Source organism: Nocardia vermiculata NBRC 100427 (genome assembly GCF_001613265.1).
GTDB classification, from domain to species: domain Bacteria; phylum Actinomycetota; class Actinomycetes; order Mycobacteriales; family Mycobacteriaceae; genus Nocardia; species Nocardia vermiculata.
In genome coordinates, this window is the sequence record NZ_BDCA01000002.1 from 26,633 (window position 1) to 43,290 (window position 16,658).

At 67.6% G+C, this 16,658-nt stretch carries 17 protein-coding genes; 10 read left to right on the forward strand and 7 right to left on the reverse strand.

Annotated elements, in window-relative coordinates; all coding sequences use genetic code 11:
- Positions 1 to 14: 14 nt before the first annotated feature.
- Positions 15 to 962, reverse strand: a complete 948-nt coding sequence (locus NV2_RS03760) for an HpcH/HpaI aldolase/citrate lyase family protein (protein ID WP_067869421.1) — start codon at positions 960 to 962, stop codon at positions 15 to 17.
- 58 nt (positions 963 to 1,020) lie between these two features.
- Between NV2_RS03760 and NV2_RS03765 the strand changes: the two genes are divergently transcribed.
- From NV2_RS03765 to NV2_RS03785, 5 genes are all read left to right on the forward strand, one after another.
- Complete coding sequence (locus NV2_RS03765; protein WP_067869424.1) at positions 1,021 to 2,337, forward strand: magnesium transporter MgtE N-terminal domain-containing protein; 1,317 nt, start codon at positions 1,021 to 1,023, stop codon at positions 2,335 to 2,337.
- A complete protein-coding gene (locus NV2_RS03770; protein ID WP_067869427.1) occupies positions 2,334 to 2,939 on the forward strand; it encodes a DUF1003 domain-containing protein in 606 nt (201 codons plus the stop codon). Before NV2_RS03765 ends, NV2_RS03770 begins: the two co-directional genes overlap by 4 nt.
- A 159-nt stretch (positions 2,940 to 3,098) precedes the next feature.
- On the forward strand, positions 3,099 to 4,520 hold the full coding sequence (locus tag NV2_RS03775; RefSeq protein ID WP_373863531.1) for a lytic murein transglycosylase: 1,422 nt from the start codon (positions 3,099 to 3,101) through the stop codon (positions 4,518 to 4,520).
- A gap of 159 nt (positions 4,521 to 4,679) precedes the next feature.
- The gene (locus NV2_RS03780) at positions 4,680 to 5,519 is read left to right on the forward strand and encodes a lytic transglycosylase domain-containing protein (RefSeq protein WP_067869432.1); all 840 of its coding nucleotides are present in this window, start codon (positions 4,680 to 4,682) and stop codon (positions 5,517 to 5,519) included.
- Between the two features lie 164 nt (positions 5,520 to 5,683).
- Positions 5,684 to 6,820, forward strand: a complete 1,137-nt coding sequence (locus NV2_RS03785; protein WP_067869434.1) for an Mrp/NBP35 family ATP-binding protein — start codon at positions 5,684 to 5,686, stop codon at positions 6,818 to 6,820.
- Positions 6,821 to 6,918: 98 nt separating this feature from the next.
- Here the strand turns inward: NV2_RS03785 and NV2_RS32615 are convergent, their stop codons facing one another.
- Positions 6,919 to 7,050, reverse strand: coding sequence for a hypothetical protein (locus NV2_RS32615; protein WP_281198518.1), 132 nt, complete (start codon positions 7,048 to 7,050; stop codon positions 6,919 to 6,921).
- A gap of 63 nt (positions 7,051 to 7,113) precedes the next feature.
- Between NV2_RS32615 and NV2_RS32935 the strand changes: the two genes are divergently transcribed.
- From NV2_RS32935 to NV2_RS03805, 4 genes are all read left to right on the forward strand, one after another.
- Positions 7,114 to 8,397, forward strand: coding sequence for a DivIVA domain-containing protein (locus tag NV2_RS32935; RefSeq protein WP_373863532.1), 1,284 nt, complete (start codon positions 7,114 to 7,116; stop codon positions 8,395 to 8,397).
- A complete protein-coding gene (locus NV2_RS03795; protein WP_281198519.1) occupies positions 8,394 to 8,969 on the forward strand; it encodes a DNA-3-methyladenine glycosylase I in 576 nt (191 codons plus the stop codon). The genes NV2_RS32935 and NV2_RS03795 overlap by 4 nt, the downstream gene beginning before the upstream one ends.
- Positions 8,970 to 9,148: 179 nt before the next feature.
- Positions 9,149 to 9,316 carry a DUF3117 domain-containing protein gene (locus NV2_RS30630; protein ID WP_084473937.1) on the forward strand — a complete coding sequence of 56 codons (168 nt, stop codon included), beginning with the start codon at positions 9,149 to 9,151 and terminating at the stop codon, positions 9,314 to 9,316.
- Positions 9,317 to 9,456: 140 nt separating this feature from the next.
- The gene (locus NV2_RS03805) at positions 9,457 to 10,308 is read left to right on the forward strand and encodes a putative RNA methyltransferase (protein WP_067869439.1); all 852 of its coding nucleotides are present in this window, start codon (positions 9,457 to 9,459) and stop codon (positions 10,306 to 10,308) included.
- 10 nt (positions 10,309 to 10,318) lie between these two features.
- On the opposite strand, the gene glgA is transcribed toward NV2_RS03805, so the two are convergent.
- The gene (gene glgA, locus NV2_RS03810; RefSeq protein WP_067869442.1) at positions 10,319 to 11,476 is read right to left on the reverse strand and encodes a glycogen synthase; all 1,158 of its coding nucleotides are present in this window, start codon (positions 11,474 to 11,476) and stop codon (positions 10,319 to 10,321) included.
- Between the two features lie 176 nt (positions 11,477 to 11,652).
- Between glgA and glgC the strand changes: the two genes are divergently transcribed.
- A complete protein-coding gene (gene glgC, locus NV2_RS03815; protein ID WP_067869446.1) occupies positions 11,653 to 12,867 on the forward strand; it encodes a glucose-1-phosphate adenylyltransferase in 1,215 nt (404 codons plus the stop codon).
- Positions 12,868 to 12,887: 20 nt separating this feature from the next.
- On the opposite strand, the gene NV2_RS03820 is transcribed toward glgC, so the two are convergent.
- From NV2_RS03820 to NV2_RS03835, 4 genes are all read right to left on the reverse strand, one after another.
- The gene (locus NV2_RS03820; protein WP_067869449.1) at positions 12,888 to 13,136 is read right to left on the reverse strand and encodes a hypothetical protein; all 249 of its coding nucleotides are present in this window, start codon (positions 13,134 to 13,136) and stop codon (positions 12,888 to 12,890) included.
- Positions 13,137 to 13,284: 148 nt separating this feature from the next.
- On the reverse strand, positions 13,285 to 14,943 hold the full coding sequence (locus NV2_RS03825) for an ABC transporter permease (protein ID WP_067869452.1): 1,659 nt from the start codon (positions 14,941 to 14,943) through the stop codon (positions 13,285 to 13,287).
- Complete coding sequence (locus NV2_RS03830) at positions 14,940 to 15,884, reverse strand: ABC transporter ATP-binding protein (protein WP_067869455.1); 945 nt, start codon at positions 15,882 to 15,884, stop codon at positions 14,940 to 14,942. Before NV2_RS03830 ends, NV2_RS03825 begins: the two co-directional genes overlap by 4 nt.
- A 25-nt stretch (positions 15,885 to 15,909) precedes the next feature.
- Complete coding sequence (locus NV2_RS03835) at positions 15,910 to 16,563, reverse strand: TetR/AcrR family transcriptional regulator (protein WP_373863535.1); 654 nt, start codon at positions 16,561 to 16,563, stop codon at positions 15,910 to 15,912.
- Positions 16,564 to 16,658: the final 95 nt, after the last annotated feature.

Consider the following 16,658-nt stretch of genomic DNA (forward strand, 5'->3'; position numbering starts at 1 on the left):
GGGTACATCCCCCGCTACTGTTCCGGAGGCACGAAGCTGGTCGTGCGCGACATTCCGGCCGCACGCCCCTTCTCCGCGACGACCTGTGCCATTTTCGCGCTCGCCTCGTCGATCATCTCGTCGCCCAGCATCACCGCGCCGCGGGCGCCGCCCTCGGTGGAGGTGTGGAAGGCGTAGGCGTCCAGGATCTCCTCGGCGCGATCGTAGTCCGCCTGGCGCGGACTGAAGATCTCGTTGGCGCTGTCGATCTGGGTGGGATGCAGCACCCATTTGCCGTCGAATCCCAGGGCAGCAGTGCGCGATGCGGCGCGGCGGAAGCCGTCCAGATCGCGAACCTGCAGGTAGGGGCCATCGATGGCCTGCAGCCCGTGGGCGCGGGCGGTGAGCAGAATGGTCATCAGAATGTGGTGGTAGGCGTCGCCGGGTGCGTAGCCTTCGGGCTGTTCGCCCACTACCAGGGTGCGCATATTGATACTGGCCATGAAATCGGCCGGGCCGAATACCAGTGTCTGCACCCGCGGGCTCGCGGTGGCGATCGCATCGATATTACGCAGGCCCAGGGCATTCTCGAGCTGCGGTTCGATCCCGATGCGGCCGATCTCGAGGCCGTTGGCCTTCTCCAACTGGGTCAGCAGCAGATCCAGTGCCTGCACCTGACCGGCATCGGTGACCTTCGGCAGCAGGATTGCGTCCAGATCCCGGCCGGCGCCCTCGACCACCGAGATCACGTCCGCGTAGGTCCATTCGGTGGTCCAGTCGTTGACCCGCACCACCTTGATCTGATTCCCCCAACCGGGCGAGTTCAGCGCGGCGACGATATTGGCGCGGGCGGCCGATTTGGCCGGCGGCGCGACCGCATCCTCGAGGTCCAGGAAGATCTCGTCGGCCGGCAAACCCTTGGCCTTATCGATCATCCGGAGATTACTGCCGGGTACGGCGAGCACCGAACGACGCGTTGACATGGGCGGCTCCTGAGGTTTGACACGAGGCTGCACCGCATGGCCTTATAGCCTTGCAGTCATGGCAGCAACGAAAGTTTTCGCCGCCAGGCTGGCGGGCCTGGTGGTACTGGGTCCGGACGGCGAGTCTATCGGTCGCCTGCGCGATGTGGTGATCTCCATCCGATACGACCGACAGCAACCCCGAGTCCTCGGCCTGCTGGTCGAATTGCCCACCCGTAAACGCATTTTCGTACCGATGCTGCGGGTCAACGCGATCAAGCCGAACTCGGTGAACCTCAACACCGGCACGGTGAGCCTGCGCCGCTTCGAACAGCGGCACGGCGAAATGCTGGGTTTGGCGCAGGTGCTGGACTCGAAGGTGCGGGTCACCGATCCCGAGCTTCCCGACCTCGAAGGGGTGGACGTCTTCGTGGTCGATCTGGGCATCGAGCAGAGCCGCACCCGCGACTGGGTGGTGTCGCGGGTCGCGGTGCGCGGACATCGGCGGCTGGGCCGGCGCCGCGAGGTGCACGTGGTCGAGTGGTCGGATGTGCGCGGATTGACGCAGCAGGAACTGAACCTGCCCGGGCAGGACGTCACCCAGCTGCTCGGACAGTTCGAGGGGCTGCGCCCGGCCGATGTGGCTCATCTGCTGCGCGAGCTACCGGAGAAACGGCGCATCGAACTGGCCCGTGCGCTCGACGACGACCGGCTCGCCGACGTGGTGCAGGAATTGCCGGAGAACGACCAGGTCGACATGCTGCAACAGCTGGGAGTCGAGCGCTCGGCGGATCTGCTCGAGGCGATGGACCCCGACGATGCCGCCGATCTGCTCGGCGGACTGCCGACCGGCGAAGCGGAGGCACTGCTGTCGCTGATGGACCCCGAGGAGTCCGAACCGGTTCGGCGGTTGCTCGAATATTCGCCGTATACCGCGGGCGGTCTGATGACGCCGCAACCGGTGATTCTCACCCCGGCGGCCACCGTCGCCGAGGCATTGGCCCGGATCCGCGACCCCGATCTGACCCCGGCACTGTCGTCGATGGTTTTCGTGGTGCGCCCACCGACCGCGACGCCGACCGGCCGGTACCTCGGCTGTGTGCACACCCAGCAGCTGCTGCGGGAACCGCCGGCGACGCTGGTGGGCGGTCTGGTCGACAGCGATCTGGCGCGGCTGCACCCCGATGCCGCACTCACCGCCGTCACCCGGTACTTCGCCACCTACAACCTGGTCTGCGGACCGGTGGTCGACGAGGAGAACCACCTGCTCGGAGCGGTCAGCGTCGACGACGTCCTCGACCACCTGTTGCCCGAGGACTGGCGCGAGCAGGACGAGGATCCCTCCGGCATGGCGGTCGTACACACGGGCACCCAGGTGGGAGAGTCGCCGCGATGAGTGAACGCAGCGAACGCACGCGCTCCGACAAGCCGCTGGCCCGCCCGCGGCTGGAAACCCCGGTCGCTTCGCGCTTCCGCTTCGAGATCGACGCCGAGGCGGTCGCCCGCGGCAGCGAGACGGTGGCGCGGTTCCTGGGCACCGGCCGCTATCTGCTGATACAGACGGTCATCGTGGTCGTGTGGATCGGGCTGAATGTCTTCGCAGTCAGCCTGCGGTGGGACCCCTACCCGTTCATCCTGCTCAACCTGGCCTTCTCCACCCAGGCCGCCTATGCCGCACCGCTCATCCTGCTGGCCCAGAATCGGCAGGACAACCGCGACAAGGTCGCGCTCGAGGAGGACCGGAGCCGGGCGGCGCAGACCAAGGCCGATACCGAGTTCCTGGCACGCGAACTCGCCGCCCTGCGGATCGCCGTCGGCGAGGTCGCCACCCGTGACTACCTGCGCCGCGAACTCGAAGACATCAAAGACGCGCTGGCGCGGCTCCAACTACAGACGCCCCTGGACGACGAAGATGCTGTCGAGACGCCAAAGTCCAAGAAAAGTACCGATCGAAAGAGGGGTCGGGTATCAATTTCGCCTCAAATAGATGGCGGCTGACCGCAATTATCGATAACAACTAGCTGACCGACAGGTAATCTGGATCACGTTGTCCGTGGCGGCCCGCGCGAAACGGGTCACCCAATGACTACGAGGGGATTGGTTGTGCCGATGCGAATATCTGGACCGATTACCGTATCGGCGCTGGTGGTTGCAGGTTTGGTTGCTACAGGTTCGGCGGCGCACACGACCGTCGACACGGGGGAATCCAAGGCGCCCGAGGCGCGCTTGGCCGCGGCGACCTCACCCACCGAGGCCGGCAACTCCGAAGCGCAGTCGGCGGGGCTGGTCCCGGCGGCTCCCGAGCCACCCCGCAAACTCCGAGCCATGACGGCGCCCCAACCGGGGGCGCCGTTGTTCAGCGGGACGGTCCCGTTGCAGGACATCTCGTTGCCGGGAGGTAACGGCGCCTTCGGTATCCCGGAGCTGGTGCTCGCCGCCTACCGCAACGCGGAGCTGACACTGCAAGCCACGGATCCGCATTGCGGGCTGAGCTGGAGTCTGCTGGCCGGTATCGGTCATATCGAGTCCAACCACGCCCGCCACGGGCATACCGACGCGGCCGGCACCACCATCGGCACCATCTACGGTCCTTCTCTGGACGGCACGCTGGCGGGTAACGAGGTCATCAAGGCCGCCGACGGCAACTACGTGCGCGCGGTCGGCCCCATGCAGTTCCTGCCGAGTACCTGGGCGCACTATTCCTCCGACGGTAACGGCGACGGCGTGGCGGACCCGAACAACGTCTTCGACGCCGCGCTGGGTGCCGGCAAGTATCTGTGCTCGGGCGGTATGGATCTACGCGATCCGCAGCAGGAGCTGCGTTCGGTCCTGCGGTACAACAACTCGATGTCCTATGCGGCCAATGTGCTCAGCTGGTCGCGCGCCTACAAGACCGGCGGCGCACCGACCCAGGTGGACATCGCCCCCGAGCTGATTCCGCCCGGCACCATGCAGGCACCGTCCGGCGCGCCCGACATCCTCGCGGCGAACAACAATATGGCGCCGCCCGCCGCACCGCCGTCGCAGGCGACCACCCCGACACCGCAGCAACAGCAGCAGACCCAGGTGATGATCAATATCCCCGGGCTGCCGCCGATTCCGTGCGGGATCTTCTGCCCGCCGCCTCCGCAGCGCAACCCCTGCGATCCAGCGGCCGTGCCGGCGCCGATGCCGCAGCCGGGACAGCCGGCCGCGCCGGCCGAGACGCAGCGTTGGGCCGCGGGTGATCCGGCGCAGCCGGCCGGCGCCAACCCGCCCGATCCGAACGCACCGGCCGATCGGGCCGCTGATCCCAACGCACCGCAACAGCCGGGGGCTCCGGTTTGTACACAGCCGCAAGGACAACCGGATCCCGGACAGCAGCCCGGCGCACCGGCGCACCCGAAGGACGCGCCGGAATCGGCACCTGCGCCCGCCCCCACACCGGAACAGCAGATGCCCTCCAAGACACCGGAACCCGGCCCGGCGGGTGCCGCACCCGCACCGGCCGCACCCCCGGCGCCGACCCCGCAGCCGGGCATCACGCTGCCGTTCGGCATCGTGATCCCGCTGCCCGCACCGCCGGCGCCTCCGCAGTAACTGCAGGTCGGCGGGTCGGCAGAAGCCGGACGGCACAGGGATTTTCGGGTCAAACAGGATGAGCGGTCACGAAGCAGTAACGAAAAGGTCTCGGATGCGGTAATCTGATCTCGTTGTGTCACGAAAGGCTCACAGCGAGCATTGGAGGGTCACCACATCGTGGGACGTCACCGTAAGCAGTCGGCTACACCTGTCCGACGTGGATCTGTCATCGCCCTCACCGGGCTGGTACCCGCGGGACTGGTCGCCGTCGGCGCCTCCGCCGCCGAGGTCAACACCGGCGAATTCGCCGCGGTGGCGTTGCCGCAGCACCCTTCCGAAGACCAGCAGGAAATCGTCGAAGCGACGCCCGGCGCGGACGAAATGCTCCTGGCCGCAAAACATCCCGGGCCGCCGATCGTGAAAACCGTTGCACAGCCCGACGGCCGCGTCGCCGCGGATCTACCCGACGGCCCCAACGGCATTCCGGGCATCGCCTACGAGGCCTACCAGAACGCGGAACGGATCCTCGCGCAGGAACAGCCGGACTGCCACATGCCGTGGTCGGTCCTGGCCGGCATCGGACAGGTCGAATCACACCACGCGTACGGCAAAGCCGACGCCAAAGGCGTGACACTCGACCCCATCTACGGGCCGGTGCTCGACGGCAGCCTCGCGGGCAACAACGTCGTCGCCGCCAGCGGCGACGAACTCGACGGCGGTATGCAGGGGTACACCCGCGCCGTCGGACCCATGCAGTTCCTGCCCGAAACCTGGCGCCACTACGCCGGTGACGGCGACGGCGACGGCATCGCCGACCCGCAGAACCTGTTCGACGCCGCCCTCACCACGGGGAACTACCTGTGCTCGGGCGGCCTGGACATGTCGGATCTGTCACAGCAGTCCAAGGCGATCATGCGCTACAACAACTCGATGGCCTACGTCGCCAACGTGATGGCCTGGGAGGTCGCCTACCGCACCGGCGTCGCCCCCAACGCCGGCGACCTGCCACGCATCTGAGACAGCACGGGCGGGCGCCTTCGCAGCGCCTTCCGTGGTGACGCAAGCTACCGCCTCCAGGCGCGTCACTGCGGACGGTAACCACGGCGACCTCCGTGGCGCCCTCCGTGGTGACGCAAGCTACCGCCTCCAGGCGCGTCACTGCGGTCGCTAGACTCGGCGGTATGCCAGTGGTTACGGAAACGGATGTGCGGGGTGCACTCGCAAAGGTGGACGACCCGGAGATCCGCAAGCCGATCACAGAACTCGGCATGGTGAAGAGCGTGACCGTCCGGGACGACAGCAGCGTCCATGTCGAGATCTACCTGACGACCGCAGCCTGCCCGCTGCGTACCAAACTCACCGACATGGTCACCAAGGCGGTGGCCGATGTGGCCGGTGTCGGCGCCGTGAGCGTCGAGCTGGACGTGATGAACGACGAGCAGCGCACCGAACTACGCAAACAGTTGCGTGGTGATTCCGCCGAGCCGGTCATTCCGTTCGCCCAGCCCGGCTCGCTGACCAGGGTCTACGCCGTTGCCTCGGGTAAGGGTGGGGTCGGAAAGTCCAGTGTCACAGTGAATCTGGCAGCCTCACTCGCCGAGCGGGGACTGTCGGTAGGCGTTCTGGACGCCGATATCTACGGCCATTCGGTCCCCCGGATGCTCGGTACCGATCAGCGGCCGACCCAGGTCGAGCGAATGATCATGCCGCCGGTCGCGCACGACGTGAAGGTCATCTCGATCGCGATGTTCACCCAGGGCAATACGCCCGTGGTGTGGCGCGGTCCGATGCTGCACCGCGCGCTGCAACAGTTCCTCGCGGACGTGTTCTGGGGCGATCTGGACGTGCTGCTCCTGGACCTGCCGCCCGGGACCGGCGACGTCGCCATCTCCATCGCCCAACTGATCCCCAACGCGGAAATCCTGGTCGTCACCACGCCGCAGCCGGCGGCCGCGGAGGTCGCCGAACGCGCCGGAGCGATCGCCCTGCAGACCCGCCAGCGCATCGCCGGTGTGGTGGAGAACATGTCGTGGCTGGACCTGCCCGACGGCTCCCGGATGGCGCTCTACGGCGAGGGCGGCGGACAGTCGGTGGCCGATCGGCTCACCCGTGCGGTCGGCGCCGAGGTGCCGCTGCTCGGCCAGATCCCCATCACGCAGGAATTGCGCGAATCCGGCGACGAGGGCACCCCGATCGTGCTGCGTGAACCGGAGAATCCCGCCGCTCAGGCCTTGCGGGACATCGCCGACAAGCTGGCGGTACGCCGCCGCGGCCTGGCCGGAATGTCGCTGAGTATCGACACCACCCGCCACATGTAGTAGCGCGACTTCGAACGGCGAGAGCCCCGGCACCTGCGCGGTACCGGGGCTCTCGCCATATCCGTGCCGACTCGCCGAGGCGAGCAACAATAAGCGGCCTACCGCTCCGCCGATTCGCCACGTGGCAGGACGACGAGGGCCAAGACCACCGGCACCATCGACGAGATCATCACCATCGACAGGGGCAGGGCGGTGTCCTCACCCCACAACCCGACCACCGGCGAAACCACGGCTGCCGTCCTTCGGTGTCGGCTGCGGGTCGGGGTGTCGGCGGCGCCACCTATCCTCGACCTATGCTCACGCTGCTGCTGTACGTGCTCATCGTCGGCCTGGTTGCCGCCTTGCTGTTCCTGGTGGCCAGTGCGGTATTCGGGCGCGGGGAGGAACTCGGCCCGCTGCCGGAGGGGACTACCGTGACGGTGCTGCCGGCCGGCGGGATTCGCGGTGCCGATGTGCGCGCACTGCGATTTCAGCAGGTCTTCCGCGGGTACAAAGCAGGTGAGGTCGACTGGGCACTGAGCCGGTTGGCCGCCCGCATCGATGAGCTGGAAGCGCAACTGGCGCAAGGCCTGCCCCCCACGTCGGCTGCCACTCCGGCCGGCCCACCGGCTCCGGGCACGCTGTCCACGCCGACCGATCCGGCGCCGGGCGCGTCCACCGCTCACCCGCACCCGCACCCGCACCCGCACCCGCACCCGACGACGGACACACCGGATACCGGCCCGCAGGGGCCGACCGGTGGCACCGCGATGAATTTCGGCACCGGTTACGCGAGCCCCGCACCAGGATTCGCGCCCGCACCAGGCTTTGCCGCCGGACCGGCATTCCCAGCCGCCCCCGGATTCGCCGCCACGCCCGGATTCCCAGCCACACCGGGATTCCCAGCCACACCCGGACCGGCCACCCCGACGTCGGCAGCCCTCACTCCCGGGCCGGGGCTCGCCGGTCTCCCGCAGCGTGTACCCGGACCACCGGATGCCGGATTCGGCGGACCCCGCGCCGCATCCGATACCACCGCAACGACTTCGTCACCGGGGATCACCACGGCAGCACCCGGCACTGCAGTCACATCGCCACCCGAAATCGCCACAGGGGCGCCCAGCACAGCGGTCACGTCACCACCCGACACCACAGCAGCACCCGGCACTGCAGTCGCATCACCACCCGGCACCGCAGCGGCACCCGGCACTGCAGTCGAATCGTCGGCCGGCACCGCACCGGCACCCAGCTCGGCGGTCACAGCGGCACCCGACACCGCAGCACCACCCGGCACCGCGCTCACATCACCGCCCGACATCGCCACGGCCGCCCCTGACAGCACGGGATCCTCTCTCGGCGATGCCGTCCACCCCGGCGGCATCGGGCCCGCCGGCACCGCGCAGGTGGGTCAGGACGGCGCGGCACCCATGGCATCACCCCCGGGTGCGGCACCACACACCGCGGGCGGGGCGTTCCCGGCGGAACCGGCTCCGCAGCCCTATCCGAGCGCACCTGCCGACCCGAACGGCTGGGCTCCCCCGCCGCTGCCCGGGACGCAGCCCGGTGGCCCCTACGATGCCCCGGGAACGGCACGGTGACGGTGGCGGAAGCACTCGAGTCGGACGGCCGGGTCCGTTGTGGCTGGTCGGTCGGCTCACAGCTGTATCGCGACTATCACGACCAGGAATGGGGTCGTCCGCTGCACGGTGACGACGCGCTGTTCGAGCGGATGTGCCTCGAGGCGTTCCAGTCGGGCCTGTCCTGGATCACCATCCTGCGTAAACGGCCCGCGTTCCGGGCCGCGTTCGACGGCTTCGTCATCGATCGCGTCGCCGAATTCGGTGACGAGGAGGTCGCCCGGCTGCTGACCGATCCCGGCATCGTGCGCAATCGCGCCAAAATTCTGGCCTGTATCGCCAACGCAAAAATCGCCCGGGAGCTGGACGGCGGGCTGGACGAGTTGCTGTGGTCGTTCGCCCCGCCGGTGCGCAGACGGCCGCTCGCGCTCTCGGACGTGCCCGCCGTCACACCTGAATCCACCGCTCTCGCAAAGGAACTCAAGAGAAGGGGATTCCGGTTCGTCGGCCCGACCACCGCCTATGCGCTGATGCAGGCAACCGGAATGGTCGACGACCATATCGCCGATTGCTGGGTCGATCTGCGACGTTGATCCCGCGCCACGCCGGTCGGTTTTCGAACTCAGGTACCCGTGCGGATCCGTGATGAGGAACAATAGACGTGGTGCAGCCCGCCGGACGCGTTCCGCGCGTCCGGCGGCTGCCTGTTGGTGACAACACATCGATTCCGAGAAGTGCGCAGCAGACCGCGCGGATCTGGAGGGAGCAGAGGATGGCGGCCATGAAGCCCCGCACCGGGGACGGTCCCCTCGAGGCAACCAAGGAAGGGCGTGGAATCGTCATGCGGGTTCCACTCGAGGGTGGCGGGCGTTTGGTCGTCGAGCTCACGCCGGAGGAAGCGGAAGCTCTGGGTAAAGAGCTCACCGCGGTCACCAGCTAGTCGCTCGACCCAACCGAAACAACCGGTGACGAATTTGCCGGCGCGAACACCTGCGCGCGGATCCTGGCCTCGCGAGGGCCGGATCCGCGCGGTTCTCGCTTGTCCAGCCGAGCTACCGTCGGCCCGTACCCGTCGTTCGTATGGGTGATCCGGCCACCGCACCGCTGACCGCGGTCGCCCCGGCAGTGGCATGTCCACACTGTGCCGCAGGTGTCGCGGTGCACGGCGGACGCGTGGTGTGCACGAACGGTCACAGCTTCGATATCGCGCGACAGGGCTATGTCAGCTTGCTGTCCGGCGCGGCAACCAAGATGACCGGGGACAGCGCGCAGATGCTGGAGGCACGGTCCCGGTTCCAGCTCGCGGGTCATTTCACCCCCATCGCGGAGGCCGTGAACCGGGCGGCGACAGGTCCGGAGATACCTCCCGGCCCCACCCTCGAGGTGGGTGCCGGAACCGGCTATTACCTTGCCGCCCTCCTGTCTGCCGAGCCGGATGCTCACGGTATCGCCCTGGACGTGTCCAAGGCGGCCGCGCGTCGTGCGGCCCGGGTACATCCACGCGCCGCATCGATCCTGGCCGACGTGTGGCGTGGTCTCCCGTTCCGCGATGCCGCTCTGAGCCGTGTGTTGTCGGTTTTCGCGCCGCGCAACCCCGACGAGGTGGCGCGGATCCTGGTCCCCGGCGGACTCTTCGTCGTGGTCACTCCCACTCGGAACCATCTACGCGAACTGATCACGCCCCTGGAGATGGTGCGGGTGCAGCCGGATAAGGACCGGCGGCTGGCCGCGGCCATGTCCGACCGGTTCACGCAGGTCGACAGCGTGCCGGTCGAGTATCGGATGACACTCGACCACGACGCCGTCGAGCAGGTTGCCGGTATGGGCCCCTCCGCCCACCATCACAGCGACTCCCGCAGACAGGCGATCGCGACACTTCCGCAGAGCGTGACGGTCACGGCCTCGGTGACGGTGACCACCTACCGCCGTTGAGACCGCACGATCATCGGTTGCGGATGCGGCGGTAGAGCTCGGCGGTGCGTGCGGCGACCTGCGACCAGCCGAATTCCGCGGTGGCCCGTGCCCGGCCGGCCGCGCCGAACCGGGCCGCGATGGCGGGGTCGGCGGCCAGGGTATTGACGGTCGCGGCCAGATCCTGTTCGTACGCGCGCGGCGCGCGGGGGTCGTAATGCACCAGTCGGCCGGTCTGCCCGTCGGCCACCACCTCCGGAATACCTCCCACATCCGAGGCGACGACCGCGGTACCGCAGGCCATCGCCTCCAGATTCACGATGCCGAGTGGTTCGTACACCGAGGGGCAGATGAAGACCGTCGCGGCGGCCATGATCTGGCGAACCTGTTCGGTCGGCAGCATGGTGCGGACCCAGAACACCCCGCCGCGGGTCTCGGCGAGCTCGGCCACCGCACGCTGCACCTCGGCCTCGAGTTCCGGCGTGTCGGCGGCGCCGGCGCACACCACCAGCTGGATATCGGGGTCGATGTCGCGGGCCGCGGCCAGCAGGTGTGTGACCCCTTTCTGCCGGGTGATCCGGCCGACGAAGGCGGCGATGGGTGCATCGGGCCGGACACCGAGTTCGGTCAGCACATCGCGCTCCCCGTCGAGCGGGCCCCCGGGGAACCAGGCCGCGGTATCGATACCGTTGTGCACGACGTGGACGCGCGCCGGGTCGACTGCCGGATAGGCCTCCAGCACATCGCGGCGCATCCCCGCACTGACCGCGATGACGGCGTCGGCGTTCTCCATCGCCGTCCGTTCCGACCACGACGACAGCCGGTAACCGCCGCCGAGTTGCTCGGCCTTCCACGGTCGGCGCGGTTCCAGCGAATGCGCGGTCAGGACGTGCGGAATGTCGTACAGGGATGCCGCCAGATGGCCGGCCAGGCCGGTGTACCAGGTGTGCGAGTGGACGAGGTCCACCGGACCGACCGCATCGGCCATTCGTAGCTGTGCCGACATCATCTGCAGCGCGGAGTTCGCGGCATACAGCATCGGATCCGGCTGGTGTACCACCGCCTCGGCACGTTCGACGCCCATACAGTGCACCGTCACATCGCACAGCCGTCGCAACCGCCCGCACAGCTCGGTGACATGTACCCCCGCCCCGCCGTACACCTCGGGGGGATATTCACGTGTCAGCATCGCAACCCGGAGCCGGTTCGGGTCCACCGGTGGTGTCGGCTCGCGGCCGCCATCCGCGGAACTCACCGGTCCAACCTAATCGCTGCCGCGCGCGTCGGCGCACCGGGTCCCGGTCACCACGCCCGTCCCCACCGGGCCTGGGACACGCGCCGACCACGACCGGTAGGTTGAAGTTCGTGAGGAGCCAGCCGCACGTACTCGTGGTAGTGCTAGCCGGTGGTGAGGGTAAACGACTCTTTCCCCTCACCAAGGACCGCGCCAAGCCGGCGGTCCCGTTCGGGGGCGCCTACCGCCTGATCGATTTCGTGCTCTCCAATCTCGTCAACGCCGGATATCTGCGTATCTGTGTCCTCACCCAGTACAAGTCGCATTCGCTGGATCGCCATATCTCTCAGACCTGGCGGCTGTCGGGTTTCGGCGGGGAATACATCACCCCTGTTCCGGCGCAACAACGGCTGGGGCCGCGCTGGTATACCGGAAGCGCCGACGCGATCATGCAATCGCTGAATCTGATCTACGACGAGGACCCCGATTACATCGTGGTGTTCGGCGCCGATCACGTCTACCGCATGGATCCGGAGCAGATGGTGGCTCATCACATCGAATCCGGTGCTGGTGTCACCGTGGCCGGGATCCGGGTGCCGCGCAGCGAGGCCGGCGGATTCGGCTGTATCGACTCCGACGAATCGGGCCGCATCACCCAATTCCTGGAGAAACCGGTCCACCCACCGGGCACCCCCGACGATCCGAATACCACTTTCGCCTCGATGGGCAATTACGTCTTCACCACCAAGGTGCTGGTCGACGCTATTCGCGCCGATGCCGACGATGTCGATTCCGATCACGATATGGGCGGCGACATCATTCCGACGCTCGTCGGACAGGGCCAGGCCGGGGTGTACGACTTCGCCCGCAACGATGTTCCCGGTTCCACCGACCGTGATCGCGGCTACTGGCGGGACGTGGGAACCATCGACGCCTTCTACGCGGCGCATATGGATCTGGTTTCGGTCCATCCGATCTTCAATCTCTACAACCGCCACTGGCCGATTCGCGGTGCCGCGGAGAATCTGGCACCGGCGAAATTCGCCCAGGGCGGTCTGGCCCAGGAATCGATAGTCGGAGCCGGCAGTATTTTGTCCGCGGCGACGGTGCGTAATTCGGTGCTGAGTTCGAATGTGCTGATCGAGGACGGTGCGACCGTCGAGGGCAGTGTGCTGATGCCGGGGGTGCGGATCGGCCGGGGCGCGGTGGTGCGGCACGCGATCCTGGACAAGAACGTGATGGTCGGCGAGGGCGAGATCATCGGGGTCGATCTGAGTCGTGATCGCGAGCGGTTCGCGGTCAGCAACGGCGGTGTGGTCACCGTCGGCAAGGGCGTCTGGGTGTAGGTGCCCGGGCGGGACGGCCGTCAGCGTCCGGGCATCGGATACTGCGCGGGGGGCGGCGCAACGGTCACACCGGGGCTCCCGGTGTCGTAGCAGAAGGGCTCGCAGGTACCCCGCGGAACCTCACGCTGCTGCGACGAGTCGTCGAACCGGTCGCTGCCGACCAACAACATGACGAGCAGCGCCACACACACCGCCGCACCCAGCCCGAGCAGGCCCAGAATCAGCCAGCTGCGGGGGGCTACCTCGATCAGGACTCCGCGCGAATACATACCCGGCCTCCCCCGTCCACCGCATCTCCCGATACCACTGTGCCTCCCCCGGCCGCCGAATCACCCACCGTGACAATAATATCCGGTCGGAAGGCTGCGCGGCAGCCGGACGGCGGCCCGGGTTTCGGTCGATCATTGGACCACCAGGTCAGCGCAGATCACGGCGCCGCCAGCCGAGCGCACCGATACCGATCAGCGCCACCGCGACCAGGATCAGCACGATCACCGGTGTCACTCGGAACTCACCGCCCGGCAGTCTCGGCAGATGTCCGTACGGGTTCAGATCCAGAACCCATTGCGGCACACCCGATACGGCACCCAGCAGGTACACCGCGACCGCAGCGGTCAGGACCCCCCATGCCACCGGGGTCCAGCGCGGCACGAGGCCGAACAGCAGCACGGTCACCGCGGTGAACACCCAGACCGCGGGAAGCTGGATCATCGCCACCCCCAGTGTCTGCCCGAGCATGCCGCCGACATCACCGGCCGCGATCCCGTAGGCCAGCCCGCCGAGCAGCCCCGACACGAACAGCGCAATCGCGGGACCGCCGAGAGCGAACACCAGATGTGTTGCCAGCCAGCGCCATCGGCCGACCGCGCCGGTGAGGATCGTCTCGGCACCGTGACTGTTCTCTTCGGAGTACAGGCGCAGCGCCGCCGAAATCGAGTAGGCCGCCGCAGCCAACCCGACCATCGAATAGGCGATGTTCACGAATGCCTGCTCCACGCCGGCCGAACCGCCCAGGCGTGCCACGATGTCGCGCACCGCGGTGCCGGCTCCGATCGTGTCCCCGATACCGTGTACGACGCTGCCGATGATCACTCCGTATATCGCGAGCCCTGCCGTCCAGGCCAGGAAGGTGCCGCGCTGCAACCGCCACGCCAGCCCGCCGGGTCCGCTCAGCAACACCGAAGCCCGTGCCGGACCCGGACGTTCGGCGATCAGTCCGGCACCGGTATCGCGGCGACGCAGCAGGGTGAAGGCGATCCCGGTCAACACCACCACGGCCGCCAGGTGCAACAGCAGCACCCACCATCGGTCCCCGGCGAACGGGCGGACCTGCAGCGACCACCCCTGCGGTGAGAGCCAGGTCAGCAGGTCGGCCGGTCCGTCCGCGGCACGCGCATCGCCCACCGCGCGCAGCGTGAATGTCACCGCGAGCACCGCCAGCGCGATGCCACGCGCCACCCGCGCACTGGTGCTGAGCTGGGCGGTCACCGCGGCCACAGCGGCGAACACCATTCCGGCCCCGGCCAGCGCGGCCCCGAAGGCGAGAGCCCCGGAGGCGGGAACGCCCGCGGCGGTGATACTCAGCGCGGCGATCACTCCGGCAACCACGCAGGCGCCGCAGGTCATCACCAGCGCCGCAGTCAAGCCCGCGAAACGGCCCACCCTGGTCGAGGCCAGCAGTTCCCCCCGCCCGGTCTCCTCTTCGGCCCGGGTGTGGCGGACAACCGTCAGAATGGTTGCGATGCCGATCAGTGTGTAGAACATCCCGGCCTTCCACACTCCGGTGGCGCCGAGCGTGGCGTTGTAGATCGGGCCGTACATCGCCAGCTGAGCGGGGCTGGCGAGGATGCTGTCCGCGAAGGTGCGCAGCTCGTCGGGTGTCGAGTACAACTTGTCCACGCTGGAGACGTAGACGCTGCCCAGTGGTAGCGACAGCAGCAGTACCCACAGTGGGGCCACGATGCGGTCGCGGCGCAGGTACAGCCGCAGAAGCTGTGCGGTGCCGGTGAATTCCGAATGCCGGTCGGCGGACTCGGCGAAGACGCGTGGCGCGCCGGGAACCGTCGCGGTGGTCATTTCGTGACCTCGGTCAGTTCGGACGCCCGACGCCCCGCGTCTACGGCGCTACGGTCGCCGTTCGTCGAATAGTGGCGCAGGAACAGTTCTTCCAGCGTCGGCGGGGCACTGACCAGGCTGCGCACCCCGACATCGCCGAGTAGGCGGATCAGTTCGCCGAGATGCTCACTGTCGACCTGACACCGCAACGTCCGGTCCTCGAGGGCGATGTCCTCCACTCCCTCGATCGCGCCGAGATCCCCCGGATCGCCGATCAATTCGGCCGTGATCGAGGTCCGGCTCAGGTACCGCAGTTCGGCCAGGGTTCCGCTCTCCACGGTCTTACCCGCACGGATGATGGTGACCCGCGTACACAGCGCCTCCACCTCGGACAGGATGTGACTCGACAGCAATACCGTCACACCACGTTCGGCCGCCTCACGGGCGCAGTCTCGAAAAACCTGCTCCATCAACGGGTCCAGTCCCGAGGTCGGCTCGTCCAGCAGCAGCAAGCGCGCCTGGGAGGAAAAGGCCGAGACCAGCGCGACCTTCTGCCGGTTCCCCTTGGAATAGGTCCGCGTCTTCTTGCTCGGATCGAGTTCGAACCGCTCGATCAGCTCGGCCCGCCGGGTCGTGTCGATCCCGCCGCGCATCCGAGCCAGCAGATCGATGGTCTCACCGCCGGACAGCGACGGCCAGAGGGTGACATCACCCGGCACATAGGCGATATCGCGATGTAACGCGACCGCGTCCTGCCAGGGGTCGCGGCCGAGCACCCGTGCCTGTCCCGACGTGCGGGACAGAATGCCGAGGAGAATGCGGATAGTGGTCGACTTGCCGGCGCCGTTCGGGCCCAGAAAGCCGTGTACTTCCCCCTCGGCGACGGTCAGATCCAGACCGTCCAGGGCACACACCGACCCGAAATTCTTGCCCAACTTCTGGACATCGATTGCCGATGACATCGAATCTCCTTGCGAGACGAAGGTTTTATTGTTCGGCGAGTAGTGAGTCCAGCACCGCCGAGTCGGCGAACAGACCGTGTGTACCGACCTCCACGGCCGGCAGCATCATTTGATCGGCGTACTCGCGCAGTGCTTTTCGATAGTCCACAGCTCCGTCGTGGCCGGCGGCGTAGAGCTGCAGGAAAAGAAGTAAGCCACCACCGTTCTGGATCGCGAGATAGTTCGCGGTGGCGCCGATATCGGTGGGCCGCCGTAGCGCGCCGGACGCAATTCCCACCTCGAGATGCTGCCGCGCGTCCGCGCGCATCTGTTCGAACATCGCCACCATGAGCGCACCCCCGGCTTGGAAACTGCGCATCAGATAGGCGATGTAGGGCGCATACTCCTCGATCTCGGCGAGCGCAGCGAGCGTCGCGCTCGGTGTCGGGTGTTCGAGGTATTCGGTCTTCGCGGCGCGGATTATCGACCGAACGTGAGCATCACAGGCGTCACGCAACCCGTCCTTCGAGCCGAAGTGGTGATTGACCAGTCCGGGCGAGACACCGGCGGCCTTCGCGATCGCCCGCACACCCACCCCGAAGCCTTCGCTGCCGAAGACGACGATCGCGGCCTCCCGGATCCGGGCCGGGGTGCTGAGATCCGAGGTGGACGCTTCCGCTGGACTAAACACACGTTCAATGTACTAAACATCTGTTCAATCCGCACCCCGCACGGAGAAAGATGTCACATTCGACGTAGAACTACCTCGCGCCGCACGAACACTTCCCACTCCGC